Source organism: Parasphingorhabdus pacifica, from assembly GCF_054779195.1.
The window spans coordinates 273985-292525 of the sequence record NZ_BAAGYS010000006.1 but is presented as its reverse complement, the minus strand read 5'-3'; the positions used below and the strand labels follow the sequence as shown (position 1 = coordinate 292525).

The following is an 18541-nucleotide window of genomic DNA, read 5'->3' as shown; positions in this document are numbered from 1 at the left end:
CTACGATTTGGGTGTGAGCGTCCTCGTACCGAACTCCGGTGGCCCCAGTGTCGATACCGCCGAGCCGGTTCGCGTCGGCCAAACGCCACCCGTGAAGTCGCCCGGTACGCACGATCCGCGACACCTGCTGACCCCCGCCATGCCGGGTGATCGGCTGCGTGGATGGCTCGTCACGCTCGTACTCGGGGCGATCGCAGCCGTGGTGCGCCTGTGGAATCTGGGTCACGCCACCGACGAGGGCGCCCCGGTGTTCGACGAGAAGCACTACGTCCCGCAGGCGTGGCAGATGCTGCGCAACGGCGGCTACGAGGACAACCCCGGCTACGAGCTCGTAGCGCACCCTCCGGTCGGCAAGCAGCTGATCGCCGTCGGCGAGTGGCTCTTCGGCTACACGCCCTTCGGATGGCGGGTGGCGGCCGCCCTCGCGGGCACGGTGATGGTGGTGCTGCTGGTACGCATCGCCCGGCGCATGACCCGTTCGACGCTGCTGGGCGCGCTGGCGGGTGTGCTGCTGATCTGCGACGGCCTCAGCCATGTGCAGTCCCGGGTCGGGATGCTCGACATCTTCCAGGCGATGTTCCTGCTCGGTGCCTTCGCGTGCCTGCTGGTCGATCGCGATCAGATCCGGCAGCGCCTGTCGCTGGCGTTCGCCGATGGCCGGATCGCCGACAGCATCTGGGGCCCACGGCTCGGGTTCCGCTGGTGGCGCTTCGGTGCGGGTCTGCTGCTGGGCCTGGCCTGCGGCGTGAAGTGGAACGGCATCTACTACATCATGGCGTTCGGCCTGCTCAGCGTGCTCTGGGACGCGCTGGCCAGGCGAACGGTCGGGGTGCGCCGTCCGTGGGTCGGGACGCTCGTCCGGGACACCGTGCCCGCGCTGGCCTCGCTGGTGGTGCTCGCGGTGTCGGTGTACTTCGCGACGTGGGCGAACTGGTTCGCCAGCGAGACCGCCACCGACCGGCACGCCGCGACCGTGGCCGAGGGAGCCGGATTCGGCTTCCTGCCGGACGGAATGGCGTCGCTGCTGTACTACCAGCTCAACGTGCTGGAGTTCCACACCGGCCTGTCCACCGGAAGTGATCCGCACCCGTGGGAGTCGAAGCCGTGGTCCTGGCCGATGGGCATGCGGCCGATGCTCTACTACCACGAATCCGGGATGCCCGGTTGTGGCCGGGCGGACTGCGTCGAGGCGACCATGCTGATCGGCACACCGGCGATGTGGTGGTTGGCGCTGCCGGTAGCGGCCTGGGCCGTGTGGCGCGCGACCAGCCGGATGGACTGGCGTTACGCGACCGTGCTGGTCGGCTACGGGGCGGGTTACCTGCCGTGGTTCGTCAACCTCGATCGCCAGATGTACTTCTTCTACGCGACACCGCTCGCACCGTTCCTGGTGCTGGGCATCGTGCTGGTCCTCGGTGAGATCCTCGGCTCGGCCCGGGCGTTCGCGGAGCGACGCAAGACCGGATTACTCGTGGTATCGCTCTACGTGGGTCTCGTGGTGGCCAACTTCGTGTGGCTCTGGCCGATCCTCAACGGTGAGCCGATCACCGAGGCGCGCTGGCAGGCCGAACTGTGGCTGCCCTCGTGGCGATGACCGGTCTCGTGGTGCTGACCTGCATCGCCCGGTCTCGTGGTGCTGATCTGCCGCGCTGACCGGTCCGACGCAGCGGGGACCGGGAGTACCGCTGCGTCGGCCCTGGATCTGTGTCAGTGCAGGTCGGCGAGAGTGTTGCGCAATGCCGTCACCGCATCGGTGATCTCATCGGCACTGGCCGACAGCGGCGGTCGGCAACGCAGCGAGTCCGGTCCCGACGGCAGGAACAGCGTCCGGTAGCGCTCCCTGGCCAACCCGATCGCCCGGTTCCGCATCACCGGGTCGTGGAAACTGACCGCGCACATCAGTCCGCGTCCGCGCGGATCGCGCAGTACAGCGGGGAACTCGGCCGCGAGTTCGCGCAGGCCGGACAACATCAACCAGCCGTTCCGACGGCTGTGTTCGAGGAGCTCGTCCTCTTCGACGACCTCCAGGATGCGGGTCGCCCGCACCATGTCGGTCAGCGCGCCGCCCCAGGTTGAGCTGATCCGGCTGCCTTCTCGGAAGGCGTTGTCGGCGATGTCGAGCACGCGACGACCCCCCATCACACCGCACACCTGGACGCGTTTGCCGAAGGCGACCAGGTCGGGTTCGAGTCCCAGGCCCTGGTACGCCCACGCGGTTCCCGTGAGCCCTCCCCCGGTCTGCACTTCGTCCGCGACGGTGAGCACGTCGTGTTCCCGGCACAGCTGTTGCATGGCCAGGAGGAACTGCGGGCGAAGGTGCCGGTCGCCGCCCTCGCCCTGGATGGGTTCGTAGACGAAGCAGGCGATTTCGCGGCCGTAGCGGTGCAGTGCGGCCTTCGCCGCGTCGAGGGCGATGGTTTCTTCCGGCAGCAGCTCGGCGATGTCCCACCGGGCGCCCGGTTCGATGGACGGGCTGGGAATGCGCGGCCAGTCGAACATCGGGTAGTCGCGGATCTTGACCGGGTCGGTGTTGGTCAGCGAGAGCGTGTAACCGCTGCGGCCGTGGAAGGCCTTCTCCAGGTGCAGGACGCGTGATCCGCGGATGGCGGCGCCGTGCCGGCCGTTGAGCTTGGTCTTCCAGTCGAACGCGACCTTGAGCGCGTTCTCCACCGCCAGCGTGCCACCGTCGATGAAGAACATCAGCGGCAGTTCGGGGTCCCCGAGGACCCTGCTGAAGGTGTCGGCGAAGCGCGCCTGCTCGACGGTGGCGAAATCGGGGTTGGACGGTTTCACCCGCCCCGCGCGCACCAGTGCCGCTTCGAAGTCGGGGCGCCGCAGACCCGGGTGGCCGTGTCCCAGCGGCGCGGAGCTGAAGAACATCGTCATGTCGAGGTACTCGGTGCCGTCGCGGAGATCGCGCAGTCGGCAGCCGTCGCCTGCGTCCAGATCGACGACGATGTCCAGGAGATCGCCGGTCACGTGCGCGCGCAGCGCCGTGACGGGGTCACCGGGATCGTTGCGCTGGGCTGGGATGTCGCCCTGGCTGGTGGGGAGCGGGGTTTCCTGCTGAGCGGTCATGATCGGCCTCCCGGCATCGCGTGGGCACGGTGGCGCCCATCACTGTCACCGGAATTATTGCACCATCCACGCCTGTGTAGGCAATCTTCTTCGCTGTATTGGCGCAATGGAGAAAGATTTTCTTTCGCTGTGCCATACGAAGCCCCTTGAAGGCGGAACACGAGTTCCCGGTCGCGGCAAGAGCGAGAGCGACGCGGAGCTACGAGCCCTCGGCCGACGTGCTCGGCGGAAGCTTCCGATCACACGACGATCGACTCAACCGCGGTCGTCCTCGAAGGCACGCCGCGCGACGAACAGGTGGTAGTGAGTGTTCCTGCTGCCGAGCTCCACCGGTATCGCAGCCTCCTGGCAGCCGCCGAAGACCTCGCGCAGCTCGGCCACCAACTCCGGGGCCTCGTTCGCCGACCAGACCGCCACGAGCCCCCCGTCCGGCAGCCGCTCGGCACACGTGGACAGGAACGCGCGCCGATAGACGGCGGCGTTCGCCTCGTACACCAGGAAGCCGGGGCCGTTGTCGACGTCCAACAGGATCACGTCGACCGAGTCGGGCGGCGATCCCGCGAGGACGTCCGCAACGTCCCCCGTCGAAACCCGCACCCGCTCGTCCCGCAACGCCGAAGCCGTATCGGTCACCAGCCCCCGGCGATTCCACTCCACCACCGCGGGCTCGATCTCCACGACGTGCGCCTCGGCGACACGCGGATCGGACAGCACCTCGTCGAGGGTGAACCCCAACCCGAGGCCCCCGATCAGCACGCGGGCACCGTCCTGGATCGCGTCTCCGAACGGCCCGTTCAGCGTGGTGCTCGCCAGGAGCCGTTCGGTGGCGGTGTGCGCCGTGTCCATCACGAAGATGCCGTTGACCCGGAGCTCCAACGCCCCGTCGTCACCACGCCGCAGCAGGACGACTTCGCCACGTTCGGAAGACGCCCGCGCCACGTGTTCGGCAGCGACCGCGCCGCCGTCCAACATGCTCACACCTCACCAGCTCGTTGCCCGGTCGAGACGCCTCGTCGCCCGGTCGAGACGACCGGATCGAATCGTCACCCGCGGGGCGTGCAGTCTAGCGGTGCGAGCCCGGGAACGGTGCGATGAAAAGGCCGTCGAGCAGCACCGCGATGAGCCGTCGCGTCGTGGCGTCCCGGCCCGCTCCCGCCGACCCCGCGGCAACGGCTACTTCGATCATCTCGAAGACCGGCACTAGATCGGCTGGCTCGACATCGCTCCGGAGCTCCCCCGAGGCCTGCGCCCGCCGGAACCCAGGCGTGAGCACCGCGATCAGCGCATCGGCGTGCTGCCGCTGGTCGCGGGCAGGCAACGCGCGGAAGAGGTTGACGAGCGGCCGCCGCGATACCTGGTCGGACAGCACCCCGTGGAGCAGGTCGCGGAACGAGCAGCACTCCCCGTCCGACTCGCCGATGGCCCGGCGCCACATGCCCAACTGCTGGGACACGACGGCGGCACCGAGTGTCTTCCGGTCGGAGAAGTGGCGGTACACGGTCGCCCGACCGAGTCCCGCGCGGCGCGCGATCTCCGCCAGTGGCACCACATCGGAACCCTGCGAGAACGCCTCGTCGGCCACCCGCAGGATGGCCTGCCGGTTCCGGCGGGCATCGGTGCGTCGCGACGTCAGCGCCCGAGACTCTCGCTGATCCCGCACGGCGCCGATGCTACTCACGCGTACCGAGATCGGCGACCCGTTCCTTCTCTCGGTTCACTTCCCTACAGTCCGGCCCGAACGTGGTGACGATCAGCGGCACCCGCCATCGCACGCCTCGCGCCGGACACCGCCACGGAGGACCGTTCCGGTGGCCCGACGTTCCGGTGGCCGAGACACGCCTCCACCCCGGTCGACCCGACCACCACCAACGCATGCGAACGATCCGAGAGGAAACACCTTGCCCACTCCGCACGACCATCCCGGGACGGACGCCGAGGACCCCGCGGCCGAATCGCCCCGACCGGCGCCTCCGCCGGAATGGCAGGAGCGGATCACACCGGGTCGTTTCACCGGCAGCACCGTCATCGTTACCGGCGCCGGCTCCGGGATCGGTCGTGCGACCGCGTCGCGCGTGGCGCGCGAAGGCGGCCGGGTCGTGGCCGTCGACATCGCACTGGAGGAGCTCGACGAATTCGTCGCAGCACACGCGGGGCAGGACATCGTCCCGGTCCACGCCGACATCACCACCGACGAGGGCATCGCCGCGATCCTGGCTGCCGTGGACGGCCGGGTGGACGCTCTGGCCAACGTCGTGGGCATCACGGATGCCTTCATGCCGCTGCACGAAGTCAGCGACGAACTGTGGCAACGCGTCTTCGACGTCAACCTCAACGGGATGTTCCGACTCACCCGGGCCGTCCTGCCGACGATGCTCGGAGCGGGCCGAGGCGCCATCGTCAACGTCGCCTCCGAGGCGGCCCTGCGCGGGTCCACGGCCGGGGCGGCTTACACCACGTCCAAGCACGCCGTCGTGGGGCTGACCCGCAGCGCCGCGTTCATGTACGGGGCCTCCGGCATCCGGGTCAACGCCGTCGCTCCGGGTGCGGTCATGACCAACATCGAGGGCAGCATGGGATCGGATCTCGGCCGGGAACGGGTCGGACCGATCTTGGCCACCATCCCCGGCATCGCCGAAGCCGCCCACCTCGCCGCCTCCATCACGTTCCTGCTCAGCGAGGACTCCGTCAACATCAACGGCGGCGTGCTGCCCTCCGACGGCGGCTGGTCGGTGCAGTGACACCGCCCGGAACTCGCACACCACCGGAGTGGTCCGAGCGGGTCACGGTGTCGTACCGGCCCGGTGTCGGGGACGGAGCGGGACGACGGCCCAACCGAGCGTTCGTGCAGCTTCGCGGGAGGAGAATGGTCCGTCCACAGCGGCGACGAATGGTCCGTCCACAGTAGACGGAAATAAGAATGCGGGAAGTAGAGAATGGCGGGAGTCGTGCACTCCCTGCCATTTTCAACATATAGCACACCGGGGGTCTTGCGGCAAGACCCGGCTCGTGCCACAGAATCTCCTGGCCGAAACCAAAATCGACCCAGGCGGGAAGTAACGAATGCTTGATAATGACAGCAGCGTGGCGAGGTCTTTCCCGCCCGACCGCTACGTGCTGGGCTTCCAGGAGATCGACACGACGCAGGTCTCGGTCGTCGGGGGAAAGGGCGCGCACCTGGGAGAGCTTTCGCGGACCGAAGGCGTCCGCGTGCCGGCTGGCTTTTGCGTGACGACGGACGCCTTTCGGCGGGTCATGGCGGACACGCCGTCGATCGACGATCAGCTCGATCAGCTGTCGCGCCTGAACCCGGACGACCGGGAGGCGATTCGCACGCTCAGCGCGGAGATCCGCGGAAACGTCGAAGGATTCCACACCCCCGCCGATCTGGCGGCAGCGATCACATATCCGCTCACCCGTCTCGGCGAGAATGCCGCGTACGCCGTCCGATCCAGCGCGACGGCGGAGGATCTGCCGACGGCCTCCTTCGCGGGCCAGCAGGACACGTACCTGAACGTCGTGGGGCCCGCGGCGATCCTCCAACAGGTCAGCCGGTGCTGGGCCTCGCTGTTCACCGAGCGAGCCGTGACCTACCGCCTGCGAAACGGCTTCGACCATCGCAAGGTCCACATGGCCGTGGTCGTGCAGCGGATGGTCTCACCGGATGCCTCCGGCATCCTGTTCACGGCCGACCCCGTCACCTCGAACCGACAGGTCGCCACCGTGGAGGCCGGTTTCGGCCTCGGCGAGAACCTGGTCACCGGTCTGGTGAACGCGGACGTCTACAAGGTGCGAGACGGTGAAGTCGTCGATAAGACGATCGCCATCAAGCCACTGGCCATCCACGCCTCGCCGGAAGGCGGGACGCAGGAACAGGCGATCGAACCCGAGCTGCGGGAGCAGCCGGCGCTGACCGACGCGCAGGCAGTACGGCTCGCGGAGCTGGGCCGGCGGATCGAGGCACGGTTCGGCTGCCCCCAGGACATCGAATGGTGCCTCGTCGACGACGGCTTCCGGATCGTCCAGAGCCGACCGGTCACCACGCTGTTCCCCATCCCGGAGGTCGGCGACCGAGCCAACCACGTCTACGTCTCCGTCGGTCATCAGCAGATGATGACCGACCCGATGAAGCCCCTGGGGCTCTCCATGTGGCTGCTGACGACCCCTGCGCCGATGGTCGAGGCCGGGGGGCGTCTGTTCGCCGACGTCACCAAGAGGCTGTCGTCACCGACGAGCCGCGACGACTGCCTCAAGGCTCTGGGAAGTTCCGACCCACTCATCCGGGACGCGCTGCGGACCATCCTCGAACGCGACGATTTCGTCCCGTTGCTCCCGGACGAAGACCCCGGCCAGCCGACTCCTGACGACGCGCCAAAGCCGATCGAGACCGATCCGGACATCGTCACCGAGCTGGTAGAACGCAGCCAGGAGTCCATGGCCGCCGTGAAACGCGAAATCCGCACGAAGTCCGGATCGGAGCTGTTCGACTTCATCCTGGAGGACCTTGCGGAACTGAGGCGGCTCTTGTTCGATCCGCGGAGTCTCCAGGTGATCACGGCGGCGATGGACGCGGCATGGTGGCTCAACGAGCAGCTGCCGGCCTGGTTGGGCGAGAAGAACGTGGCCGACACACTCACGCGGTCCGCCCCCAACAACGTCACCTCGGAGATGGGGCTCGCGCTCTTGGACGTCGCGGACGTGATCCGCCCGCATCCGGAAGTGGTTGCCTTTCTGCAGGACGTCGAGGACGACGACTTTCTGGACGGACTGGCCGAGCTCGCGGGCGGCAGGCAGGCGCGAGACGCAATCCGGGCCTACCTGGACAAGTACGGCATGCGCTGCATCGGCGAGATCGACATCACCAGGCCGCGTTGGAGCGAGCGCCCAAGCACACTCGTGCCCGTGCTTCTCGGCAACATCGAGAACTTCGAGCCGGGCTCCGGGGAGCGACGCTTCGAACAAGGGCGGCAGGAGGCGTGGAAGAAGGAACAGGAGCTGCTGGAGCGCTTGCGGGCCCTGCCGGGAGGAGAGCGGAAAGCCGAAGAGGCAAAGCGGATGATGGACCGTCTCCGCACCTTCATCGGGTATCGGGAGTATCCGAAATACGGCATGATCAGCCGCTACTTCGTGTACAAGCAGGCCTTGCTGGACGAGGCCGAGCGTCTGGTCCAGGCCGATGTGCTTCGCGAGAAGGAAGACATCTTCTTCCTGACGTTCCAGGAACTTCACGACGTCGTGCGCACGAACCAGGTTGACGATGAACTCATTCACCGGCGCGAGGCGGCGTTCGAGTCATATCAAGCGCTCACCCCACCTCGGGTGCTCACATCGGACGGCGAGACCCTCGCCGGAGCGTACCGACGCGACGACCTGCCTACCGGTGCGCTGGTCGGCCTACCGGTTTCCGCCGGGACCGTCGAGGGACGAGCCCGAGTCATCCTGGACATGGCGGAGGCTGACCTCGATCCGGGCGACATCCTGGTCACGGCCTACACGGACCCCAGCTGGTCGCCCATGTTCGTCACGATCCAAGGGCTGGTGACGGAGGTGGGTGGCCTGATGACGCATGGCGCGGTGATCGCCCGGGAGTACGGTTTGCCTGCCGTCGTGGGGATGGAGCACGCCACTCGGCTGATTCGGGACGGGCAGCGCATCCGCGTGAATGGAACACACGGGTACGTCGAGATCCTGTCCTAGTCTCTTGGTCGATCAGCGTCGGCGCCCTGCTCAACGTCGCCCTGACCGCGAGGGCAGCAGCCGAGGGAGCATGCACCGCAAGCGGCTCCCGTTGCCTTACCCGTCCCGCTCCACCCGGCGTCTCTCAGCTGGCGCCAATGCGCGTCGAGCACCGAAATGACCCCTGACCAGCGAAAACCCCCCGGCCAGATACTGGACGGGGGGTTCGGTACGTTCAAATACGCTGGTCAGAGCGCGAGAACCGAATTCCGGTGGAGCTGAGGGGAATCGAACCCCTGACCTTCTCGATGCGAACGAGACGCGCTACCAACTGCGCTACAGCCCCTTGTTCTGTTCTGGAAGAACAATAGCAAGTCCGTTTCGAGCTCGATCGCACCCCCCTCCCCCCGGGCCGCGCGACTACTCGCCCGCGGCCCGCCGGTAGGGCTCCCAAGTGCGTTCGTCCAGCTCATCGAACATCGGGTCCTCGTCATCGATGTCGATGACGACCGCGTCGGAGTAGCGCCTGGCCATCCGACGTTCCTCTTCGAGTTCGCCGAACTCGTCCAGGTCCCCGAGATCATCGATGTCCCCGAGGCCGTCGCGCTCGTGGCGCAGGCCCCGGCGGCCGCTTTCATCGATCCGCTCGAGGTCCTCGTCGAACTCGCCGTCCTCGTCGGCGAACCGGTCGACCTCCTCATCGCTCGAACCGGACATCCGGGCCAGCCGTCGGGATCGGACCTCTTCCTCGATGCGCACCTGGCGACGCAGATACGTGAGATATCCGACCAACGACACATCCGCGATCGCGTGCAACCACCACAGCGCGCTCCACGCGAAACCGGCCAGCAGCGCGGTCGTCACCGCCGACAGCAGCATGACCAGCACGATCCGCTGCCTGCGGGCGTACTTCGTGCGGGCGGCCAGCGCGGCAGCATCCGGGTCGAACCCGCCGCGTCCGGGCCGATAGCGGCGGCCGGAGCGAACGTCGTCGCTGTTCACCGAACGCCGCTGGTCATCATCCGGGTGCCCGGCATCCTCGTACTCGCCATCGCGGTACCCGTCGTCCTGATACCGGTCGTCCCGATACCGATCGTCGTCCTGGTATTCGTCGTCCCGGTACTCGTCCTCGAAATCGGCCTCGACAGCGTCGGCCCGGTCGGATTCAGACATCCGGGACGCCTCCTTCACGGTTCTCGACCTCTCGGCCGGAGCCGACTGCCGATCGCTTCCTCGCCGCACCACCCGCGCCGCCAGCGCGGTGTCCGTGGTGTGCGAGACCTCCTGCCTGCGACGAGCGAATATCGGAACCAGAACGACCAGCCACGCAGCTGCCAACGCAGCGAAGATCAATGAGCTGAGCACGCCTCGCCACCTCCCCCTGGCTACCGGCACACACCTACATGCGTAACGCTAACCACATCAGTCACACTTGTCTCGCTGCCACGCCAAGTCACTTCCGACTCCTGACACCTCCAGGGAACCGCACCCCGACGCAGCCGAACAGATCATCGGCTCCGGCGTGTCGGACCGGATCCGCTGTTCAGAGCGGCAGTCCGCTCCGCTGAGCAGTCGGCGCACGCCCATCCCTCGGCACGGGCAGCCGAATCGTCCAGTGATCAGCATCTCGCCGTCTCGACTCAGGCCGGCCGCGCCCGGCCGTCTCGGATCAGCGCGGCCACCGCACTGCCGCCGAGATCCTCGACCGTCAATCCGTAGACGTAGTGGTCCCGCCACGCGCCCGCCACATCGAGATACCGCTCGAAAAGACCTTCCCGGCGGAAACCCGACTTTTCCAGCACCCGAACGCTGGGGGTGTTCTCCGGTCGCACCGTCGCCTCCAGCCGGTGCAACCCCGCCGGACCGAAGCAGTGGTCCACCGCGAGCGCCATCGAAGCCGTCGCCACCCCGCGACCGGCAAGGCCTTCGGCGACCCAGTACCCGATCCACCCGGAACGCAGCGCACCGCGCACGATGTTGCCGACCGTCAGCTGCCCGGCGAACTCGCCGTCGACGGTGATGGTCAGCGGCAGCGCATGCCCGCGCCGCGCCAACCCGCGCAACGCGCTCCACTGCGCGGGCCAAGCCACGAGCGAGTTGCGCTCACGCCAGTCGCCGGCCGAAGTCGGTTCCCAACGTTGCAGGTAGACGCGATCCCGCAGCCGGGCCGCGCTCCAGGCGGTCGCGTCCCGCAAGCGCGGCGGCCGGAGTCGCAGGGTCCCCGCCGCCGTGGCCAGCGGCCCGAGTCGTGCCGGCCAGCCGGGATGACGCCCCATCGTCCGGAAAGCCTCGTTCTCAGATGGCGCGGACATCGCTGCTCACGCCCGCTGCGACAAGAAGCTGACCCGCACGTCCTCACCGGCCGCGACCTCGGTGACGTCCTCGTCGACCAGCACGAGGCAGTTCGCCTCCGCCAGCGAGGCCAACAGGTGCGAACCGGACGTGCCCAACGGCTGCACAAGGTACGAGCCGTTGTTCGGGTCCCGCAGGAGCTGGCCGCGCAGATAACCACGACGGCCCGCCGTCGAGGTCACCGGTGAGAGCAGTTCGGCGGTCACGACCCGGCGATGCGCGCTCTGCTTGCCCATCGCCGAGCGGATCAGCGGCCGCACCAGCACCTCGAAGTCCACCAGCGCACCCACCGGGTTGCTCGGCAGCAGAAAGGTCGGAACGGCGTCGGGCCCGAGCTTGCCGAAGCCCTGCACGGAACCGGGATGCATCGCGACCCTCGTCGTGTCGAGTTCTCCGAGGTCGGCGAGCGTCGACCGGATCTCGGCGCCGCTCGTTCCGCCCGCGCCGCCCACGAGCACCACGATCTCCGAGAGCAGCAGGCGCCCCTCGACGACTTCACGCAGCCGCTTCGGGTCGGTGCTCACGATGCCCACCCTGGTCACCTCGGCGCCCGCGTCCCTGGCGGCCGCGGCCAGCGCGTAGGAGTTGACGTCGAAGACCTGCCCCTGACCGGGTGTGCGATCGACGTCCACCAGCTCCCCACCGACCGAGATGAGCGAGACCCGCGGGCGCGGGTGGACCAACACCTTGTCGCGCCCGACCGCGGCCAGCAAGCCGACCTGGGCCGAACCGATCGGCGCTCCCCGGCGCACCGCCACGTCCCCGGCCTGCACGTCCTCACCGGTTCGGCGGACGAAGGCCGCGGACGGGACCGGGTTCCGCACGGTCACCTTCGCCGGGTGTTCGTCGGTGTGCTCGGCCGGAACCACCGCGTCGGCCAGCGTCGGCAGCGGCGCACCGGTGCTCACCCGCGCCGTCTGCCCGGGTTGCAACCGTCGCGGCTGACGCGACCCAGCCGCGATCTCGCCGACGACCGGGAGCACGGTCGGCTCCTCCGCGGCGAGCTGCACATCGACGCTGCGCACCGCGTAACCGTCGACCGCGGCTTGATCGAATCCGGGCAACGCCCGCTCGGCGACGACTTCTTCCGCGCACAGCAGGCCCTGCGCCTCGGCGATCGCCACCCGGACCGGTGCCGGCCGCACGGCAGCGGCGAGAACGCGGGCGATCTGCTCGTCGGCTGACCTCATGGCTGATCCTCTTCCGGGGCGCTTACCAGAGCAGTCAAGCACACACACCCGGGTGCGGCTCTCAGCTCATTTTCGTTCTTTCCACGAGCCAGTCCCGCAAGTCCGGACCGTACTCGGAACTGTTCAGGGCGAAGTCCACCGCAGCTTTGAGAAAACCGCCAGGATTTCCCAAGTCGTGTCGCCCACCACGATGCACCACGACGTGAACCGGGTGACCTTCGGAGATCAGCAACGCTACGGCATCGGTGAGCTGAAGCTCACCTCCGGCGCCCGGTTCGATCCGCTCCAAGGCGTCGAACACCGCCCGGTCCAGCAGGTACCGCCCGACGGCGGCGAGGTTCGACGGCGCGTCGGCGGGTGCCGGCTTCTCGACCATGCCGTGCACCACCTTGACGTCCTCCTCACCCGTTTCCCGGACGTCGAAGACGCCGTACGAGGAGATCTTCTCGTTCGGAACCTCGAAGGCGCACAACACGCTGCCACCGAACCGGGCGCGCACTTCCGCCATCCTGGCAAGGACTCCGGTGGGCAACACCAGGTCGTCCGGCAACAGGACGGCTACCGCGTCGTCGTCATCGGTCAGGTTCGGCCTCGCGCAGGCCACCGCGTGGCCGAGGCCCAGCGCCTGTTCCTGAATCGCGTTCTCGGCGTCGATGAGCTCGGGACCTCTCCGAACCTTCTTCAGCAGGTCCGTCTTGCCGCGCTCTTCGAGGGTCTTCTCCAAGTCGGGTTGGGCTCGGAAGTAGTCCACCACCGCCGTCTTGTCCGGCGAGGTGACCAGGATAAGTCGCCTCGCGCCCGCTTCCGCGGCTTCGGTGGCCACGAGCTCGATCCCGGGAGTGTCGACGACGGGCAGCAATTCCTTGGGCACCGCCTTGGTTGTGGGCAGGAAGCGAGTGCCCAACCCGGCAGCGGGCACGATTGCGGTACTGAACGACGTGCTGGTCGGGCGGTTCATGGTTCAAGAGCTTATCGGGCGTCCCTACAATGGAACTGTGACCTCACTGGGAGAATTGTCGGAATCGAAGCGATCGTGGCGTGACGTCCTGCTGAAACAGCGACGTTCCCTCCCGGAGACCACTCGATCGGCCGAGACCGAAATGTTGCGTCCGGCCGTGTCGGACTGGATCGAACGGCACGGGATGGCGACGGTGTGCGCCTACGTGCCCGTTGGCGGTGAACCGGGTTCGCTCGACCTGCTCGACGCGCTCCGGTCCGCGGGTTGCCGCGTCCTGCTTCCGGTCGTGACGGGCGCGTCCCCGTTGGAGTGGTCGGTCTACGAGGGCGGCGAGTCGCTGCGACGCGCCGATTTCGGCCTGCTCGAGCCCGCGGGCGAGCGCCTCGGCAGCAGCGCGATCGGGACGGCGGACGGCATCCTGGTCCCGGCGCTGGCCGTGGACGGAAGCGGGGTCCGCCTCGGACGTGGCGCCGGGCACTACGACCGCTCGCTCCCGCTCGCCGCCGCGGACGCGGATCGGGTGGCCGTCGTGCGGGACTCCGAGTTCGTCGACGAGCTGCCTGGTGAGGAGCACGACGTGCTGATGAACGCGGCCCTGACCCCGGAGCGGGGGGTCGTTCGGCTGCCGGTGTGACGTAGGATTGTTTGCACTGGGCACCTACTCTGACGCATTATCGTATTGGCACTCTGACTACACGAGTGCCAATACCATGATGCCGGAGGTTGACCGCCGTGCCCACGTACCAGTACGCCTGCACCGAGTGCGATCACCGCTTCGACGCGGTGCAGTCCTTCAGCGAGGACTCGCTCACCAAGTGCCCCGAGTGCACCGGGCGGCTTCGAAAGCTCTTCAACGCCGTCGGCATCGTCTTCAAGGGCAGCGGCTTCTACCGCACCGACAACCGGTCCAACTCGACGAACACCGAGTCCGGCAGCTCGAACAACTCCAGCAGCTCCAACGGCTCCGACTCGTCGAGCAGCTCCGGTTCGTCCGGCTCCGACTCCGCCGGCTCGGGTTCCGGCTCCTCGGGCTCGTCCGACTCCGGATCCTCCTCGGGCAGCTCGGGGTCGTCCTCTTCGGCCACCACCGCTGCAGCTTCCTGACCTCCGGACCGAGAAGCACCGGCTCCGAACGTCGCCGACCTCCGCGGTCGGCGACGTTTTTCTTTTCGGGGCGACCGTTCGTGTATTACTCGATCTGATTACACGAGTCCGGATTGTCCACAGGTATCTGAGCTGTCCACAGGTTTGATTTTCGCTCTTCTTTCGCGTTTCCCGGCGACCTACCTTCGAAGCAGGGTTGATCAACAGGTGACGAAAGAGCGAAACCATGACGAACGGCAGACGAATGGACGGGCGGCTGGGGCCGTCACCGATCGGACGACTGCGGATGCTCCCCGCGATCGCCCGCAGCGCGCGGATGATCGCTCTTCGCCGAAGCGCCGCCGTGCTCCTCGTGCTGCTGGCCGCTCTACTCGCCTGGCTTTCCCCCGCACGCCCGGCGGCCTCCCCTGACGACGATGTCGCCGTACTGGTCGCGGCGCGGGAACTCGATCCAGGCCGGGTTCTTGGACCCGAGGACCTCGCGGTGCGTCACCGCCCTGCGGGCAGTGTCCCGGAAGGGGCCCTGCACACCAGCGCCGATGCCCGGGGGCGCGTGCTCAGCGGCGCCGCCCGCCGCGGCGAGGTGCTGACCGACGTGCGCCTTGCCGGAAGCGCACTGACGGCGTTGACCGCCGGCGACGGGCATGCTTCGGTTCCGGTTCGGCTGGCCGACCCGTCGATCGCGGATCTCCTGCACCCGGGCCGACGCGTGGATCTCGTCACCTTCGACGCGGACTCGGGCGGAACTTCGGTGCTCGCCCGGTGGGTACCGGTTCTCGCCGTCCGTCCGGCGGACGAAACAACTGATCGAGGAAGACTGGTCGTGGTGGGATTACCGGACGCCCGGGCCGCCGAGGTAGCAGCCACATCCCTGGTTCATTCGGTAACCGTTACTCTTCGCTGAATCGGGTCGATTTCGCCACGACCGGTATTGCCGAACCGGCCTCCCACGTGGTCCGCCGGTGAACACAAGGAGCGAACTTGCTCAAAGGCTTCAAAGACTTCCTCACGCGAGGAAATGTCGTCGAACTCGCCGTGGCGGTCGTGATCGGTACCGCCTTCACCGCGGTCGTCACCGCTTTCACCGGAAGCATCGTCAAGCCGATGATCGCGTTGGCAGGCGGCACCGGCTCGCAGGGGCTCGGATTCCGGCTGCACCCCGACAAGCCGGCCACCTTCGTCGACCTGTCCACGGCCATCAACGCGGTGATCACCTTCCTGATCACCGCGGCCGTGGTCTACTTCCTGTTCGTTCTCCCGCTGCAGCGGATCCAGGAGCGCCGCAAGCAGGGTGTGGTGAAAAGTCCGACCGCAGCGACCGACGTCGAACTGCTCGGAGAAATCCGCAACCTTCTGCGAAGCCAACAGGGCTTGCCCGCCCTCGACGCCACCCAGCTCGCCTCCGAGGCGGACGCGAGTACGACGACCGGCACGGGATCGACCGGCGACAGGAGCTGATCTTCGGCGTGCGTCGGTGTTCACGGGTACCGAGTCCACGGGAATGCGTCAGCCGTGGTGGGGCGGGCGGTTCTCCAAATACCAGTGATCACTCGATCGAGCGCCGTCCGCTTCACTGGAAGACCGTTCGTCCGATGTCGTATCGGGCAGGACGTCACCGAACACCTCGGCGAGCCTGCGTCGGCGCTCCGAGTCGGCGCGCTGGTCCTTCTGTCGTTCCGTCACGGCCACCATTATCCCCATCGGAGCCACGCGTATCCCCATCGGAGCCACCCGTAGCCCCGTCCGAGCCGCGCGGTGGTGGCCGACCTCACGAGGGGGTGGAGCGGCGCAACGCCAGCACCCACCACACCCGAACCGATCGCAGCGGGACGACGAAGGCTCGCCGTAGCCACCGTCGTCCCGGGCGAGGTCGGATCAGGGCGTCTCCAGGCCGGACAGCTGTTCGATCACGTGGGTCACCAGCGGGGACAACGTGGCCATCCCGTCACGGATCGCAGATCGGGACCCGGCGAGGTTGACCACGAGCGTACTGCCGGAAACACCGACGAGGCCGCGCGAAACTCCGGCGTCGGTCGCCCCCGCCGCGAGCCCGGACGCGCGCAAGGCCTCCGCGATGCCCGGGATCGGCCGGTCCAGCACCCCCGAGGTCGCATCCGGTGTGACATCGCGCGGAGATACCCCGGTGCCACCGACGGTGATCACCACGTCCACACCACCGATCACCGCCGTGTTCAGGGCGTTGCGGATTTCCACGGTTTCCCCGGCCACCGCGACGGTTCCGTCGACGATGAAGCCGGCTTCCTCGAGCAGTTCGGTCACCAACGGACCGATGCTGTCTTCCTGTTCAGCCTGTGCGACCCGGTCGTCCACCACGACCACCAGAGCCCGCCCCAGCCGCTGCGCGCTGCGTTCCATGCCGTTTACCGTAGTCGCTGGTTCCTCCCCGCTCAGATCCAGTGACTCGGGCAACTCGGGGACGAGTCGAGCCCGCTCTCGGGGTGCACTTCGGGTGCGATCGGACATGCGGTTTGACCCTTTCTGGGAATTGCGTGCTCACCCGGTCGACGGGGCCGAATTCGCGGCCCCGTCGACCGGGTACTGGATCGATTGCCCTACTTGCCCATGAGCGTGACTTCGGTGGTGCGCTCGGCACCGTCCTGGCCCTGCAAGGTGATGGTCACCTTGTCACCGGGCGCATGGGAACGAACGGCCGCGACCAACGTGTCGGGATCGCGGATGTCTCGGTCATTGAGCTTGGTGATCAGGTCGCCGGTGCGGATGCCCGCCTTCTCAGCGGGGCTGCCGGGCACGACCCGTCCCACGAGCGCTCCCGGCTCACGTCCGACGCCGATCTCGACTCCGAGGGTCGTCTGTTCCGCCGATCCCGTGGCCAACAGCTCGTCGGCGATGCGTCGAGCCTGGTCGATGGGGATGGCGAAGCCGAGGCCGACCGAGCCGGCTTGCTGCTGGCTGCCTCCGCCTCCCGGGCTGTAGATCGCGGAGTTGATCCCCACGACCCGTCCGTCGGCGTCCACGAGCGGGCCGCCCGAGTTGCCGGGGTTGATGGCCGCATCGGTCTGCAACGCGTTGAGCACGCTGGATTGGCTGCCACCTTCACCGCCCGCACGGACCGGGCGGTCCTTGGCACTGATGATGCCGCTCGTCACCGTCCCGGACAGACCGAACGGCGAACCGATCGCCACGACCGGAGCGCCGACCGGAAGGTCGTCGGAACGCCCCAGTTCGGCCGGGGTCAGACCGGTGATGTCGGCCTTGACCACGGCGAGGTCCGAGTTCGGGTCAGTGCCGACGACCTCGACCGGGGCCGAGCGGTTGTCGTGGAACAACGCTGTCATCTCGCCGGATTTGGCGCCTTCGGCCACGTGGTTGTTGGTGAGGATGTAGCCGTCTTTGCTGAGCACGATCCCGGATCCCTCACCGGAGCCTTGCGTGGTCTCGACCTGCAGCTGAACCACGCTCGGGAGCACCTTGTCCGCGATCTGCTGCACCGATCCGGGCTGAGCGACGTTCGTGCTGCGCGCGGGTTTGGCACCGCCGATCGTGGAGGACACCGTGCCGCTGTCGCTGCCTGCCCGGTAGCCGAGCACGCCGCCGACCCCACCGCCGACCAGACCGGCCAGCAAGGCCAATGCCGCCATACCGGCGATCATCTTGCTCGGCCCGCGCTTGGTGCGCTGCGTCCCCTGCACCGGGTTCATCGACGGGTGACCGTGATTCCAGCCCTGCTGCGGCGCTTGGTTCCCCTGGTTCGGGTACGCCTGCTGGTTCGGGTACGCCTGGTTCGGAGGTGGCGGCTGGTTCGGGTACGGCTGCTGGGGATAGGGCTGGGTCTGGTGGTTCGGCTGCTGCTGGTTCGGGTCCTGCTGCCACGGGTGCCCCTGAGCCGGCTGGCCCTGAACCGGCTGGCCCTGGCCCTGAACCGGCTGGCCCTGCCACGGCTGGCCGGCCCCTGATTGTTCCGGCTGCGGCTGGTTCGGCTGCGGCTGGTTCGGCTGCGGCTGTTGCGCCTGTGGGTGGTTCGGCTGCGGCTGGTCCGGCGCGGGCTGATCACCGCCTTCCGCGTTCGGCTGGTCGCCTCGAGCCCCTGCAGGCGGCGTCTCGGCGGAACCACCCGCAGCGGTGTTCTCTGCCTGCGGCTGCGGTTCTTCGGAGGGGTCCTCCGAAGACCTCGGGGGCTTGTCGGTCATGCCTCCACTGTGCGCCA

17 protein-coding genes, 1 tRNA gene and 1 pseudogene are annotated in these 18541 nt (G+C 67.9%); 7 read left to right on the top strand and 12 right to left on the bottom strand.

All coding sequences use genetic code 11. The annotated features are described in order from the left end of the window. Positions 1-13 precede the first annotated feature (13 nt). The gene (locus ACYVAN_RS07500; RefSeq protein ID WP_460957084.1) at positions 14-1594 is read left to right on the top strand and encodes a dolichyl-phosphate-mannose--protein mannosyltransferase; all 1581 of its coding nucleotides are present in this window, start codon (positions 14-16) and stop codon (positions 1592-1594) included. Between the two features lie 113 nt (positions 1595-1707). Here ACYVAN_RS07500 and lat read toward each other — a convergent pair whose 3' ends face one another. The 3 genes from lat to ACYVAN_RS07485 form a co-directional block, all read right to left on the bottom strand. Continuing rightward, positions 1708-3078, bottom strand: coding sequence for an L-lysine 6-transaminase (gene lat / locus ACYVAN_RS07495; RefSeq protein ID WP_460957082.1), 1371 nt, complete (start codon positions 3076-3078; stop codon positions 1708-1710). 255 nt (positions 3079-3333) lie between these two features. Continuing rightward, positions 3334-4050, bottom strand: coding sequence for a spermidine synthase (locus tag ACYVAN_RS07490; RefSeq protein ID WP_460957080.1), 717 nt, complete (start codon positions 4048-4050; stop codon positions 3334-3336). A 91-nt stretch (positions 4051-4141) separates the two neighbouring features. Further along, the gene (locus tag ACYVAN_RS07485) at positions 4142-4738 is read right to left on the bottom strand and encodes a TetR family transcriptional regulator (protein ID WP_460957078.1); all 597 of its coding nucleotides are present in this window, start codon (positions 4736-4738) and stop codon (positions 4142-4144) included. Between the two features lie 238 nt (positions 4739-4976). Here ACYVAN_RS07485 and ACYVAN_RS07480 point away from each other — a divergent pair, with 238 nt between their 5' ends. Together ACYVAN_RS07480 and rph are read left to right on the top strand one after the other, a co-directional pair. Then, positions 4977-5816, top strand: a complete 840-nt coding sequence (locus ACYVAN_RS07480) for an SDR family NAD(P)-dependent oxidoreductase (RefSeq protein ID WP_460957076.1) — start codon at positions 4977-4979, stop codon at positions 5814-5816. A gap of 343 nt (positions 5817-6159) precedes the next feature. Further along, entirely contained in the window at positions 6160-8772 is a 2613-nt protein-coding gene (rph, locus tag ACYVAN_RS07475) for a rifamycin-inactivating phosphotransferase (RefSeq protein WP_460957074.1), read from the top strand. A 252-nt stretch (positions 8773-9024) separates the two neighbouring features. Here the strand turns inward: rph and ACYVAN_RS07470 are convergent. From ACYVAN_RS07470 to ACYVAN_RS07450, 5 genes are all read right to left on the bottom strand, one after another. Beyond that, a tRNA-Ala gene (locus ACYVAN_RS07470) sits at positions 9025-9097 on the bottom strand. A gap of 74 nt (positions 9098-9171) precedes the next feature. Next, a complete protein-coding gene (gene sepX / locus ACYVAN_RS07465) occupies positions 9172-10116 on the bottom strand; it encodes a divisome protein SepX/GlpR (RefSeq protein WP_460957072.1) in 945 nt (314 codons plus the stop codon). 275 nt (positions 10117-10391) lie between these two features. After that, the gene (locus tag ACYVAN_RS07460; protein WP_460957070.1) at positions 10392-11063 is read right to left on the bottom strand and encodes a GNAT family N-acetyltransferase; all 672 of its coding nucleotides are present in this window, start codon (positions 11061-11063) and stop codon (positions 10392-10394) included. A 6-nt stretch (positions 11064-11069) separates the two neighbouring features. Beyond that, a complete protein-coding gene (glp, locus tag ACYVAN_RS07455; protein WP_460957068.1) occupies positions 11070-12293 on the bottom strand; it encodes a molybdotransferase-like divisome protein Glp in 1224 nt (407 codons plus the stop codon). 61 nt (positions 12294-12354) lie between these two features. Next, positions 12355-13251, bottom strand: coding sequence for a UTP--glucose-1-phosphate uridylyltransferase (locus tag ACYVAN_RS07450; protein WP_460957066.1), 897 nt, complete (start codon positions 13249-13251; stop codon positions 12355-12357). 37 nt (positions 13252-13288) lie between these two features. Between ACYVAN_RS07450 and ACYVAN_RS07445 the strand changes: the two genes are divergently transcribed. Both ACYVAN_RS07445 and ACYVAN_RS07440 read left to right on the top strand, forming a co-directional pair. Beyond that, entirely contained in the window at positions 13289-13885 is a 597-nt protein-coding gene (locus tag ACYVAN_RS07445) for a 5-formyltetrahydrofolate cyclo-ligase (RefSeq protein WP_460957064.1), read from the top strand. A 98-nt stretch (positions 13886-13983) separates the two neighbouring features. Continuing rightward, a pseudogene (locus ACYVAN_RS07440) lies at positions 13984-14124 on the top strand (FmdB family zinc ribbon protein); the annotation flags it as partial. 14 nt (positions 14125-14138) lie between these two features. On the opposite strand, the gene ACYVAN_RS07435 reads toward ACYVAN_RS07440, so the two are convergent. Next, the gene (locus ACYVAN_RS07435) at positions 14139-14339 is read right to left on the bottom strand and encodes a hypothetical protein (protein WP_460957806.1); all 201 of its coding nucleotides are present in this window, start codon (positions 14337-14339) and stop codon (positions 14139-14141) included. Positions 14340-14581: 242 nt separating this feature from the next. On the opposite strand from ACYVAN_RS07435, the gene ACYVAN_RS07430 reads away from it, so the two are divergent. Further along, the gene (locus ACYVAN_RS07430) at positions 14582-15259 is read left to right on the top strand and encodes an SAF domain-containing protein (protein ID WP_460957062.1); all 678 of its coding nucleotides are present in this window, start codon (positions 14582-14584) and stop codon (positions 15257-15259) included. Positions 15260-15336: 77 nt separating this feature from the next. Continuing rightward, on the top strand, positions 15337-15813 hold the full coding sequence (gene mscL, locus ACYVAN_RS07425) for a large conductance mechanosensitive channel protein MscL (RefSeq protein WP_460957060.1): 477 nt from the start codon (positions 15337-15339) through the stop codon (positions 15811-15813). A gap of 48 nt (positions 15814-15861) precedes the next feature. Here the strand turns inward: mscL and ACYVAN_RS07420 are convergent, their stop codons facing one another. From ACYVAN_RS07420 to ACYVAN_RS07410, 3 genes are all read right to left on the bottom strand, one after another. Next, positions 15862-16038 carry a hypothetical protein gene (locus ACYVAN_RS07420; RefSeq protein WP_460957058.1) on the bottom strand — a complete coding sequence of 59 codons (177 nt, stop codon included), beginning with the start codon at positions 16036-16038 and terminating at the stop codon, positions 15862-15864. A 192-nt stretch (positions 16039-16230) separates the two neighbouring features. Further along, a complete protein-coding gene (locus tag ACYVAN_RS07415) occupies positions 16231-16731 on the bottom strand; it encodes a MogA/MoaB family molybdenum cofactor biosynthesis protein (protein WP_460957056.1) in 501 nt (166 codons plus the stop codon). A gap of 197 nt (positions 16732-16928) precedes the next feature. Next, positions 16929-18524 (bottom strand): S1C family serine protease, encoded by a 1596-nt coding sequence (locus ACYVAN_RS07410; protein WP_460957054.1) that lies wholly within the window; start codon positions 18522-18524, stop codon positions 16929-16931. Between the last annotated feature and the right edge of the window lie 17 nt (positions 18525-18541).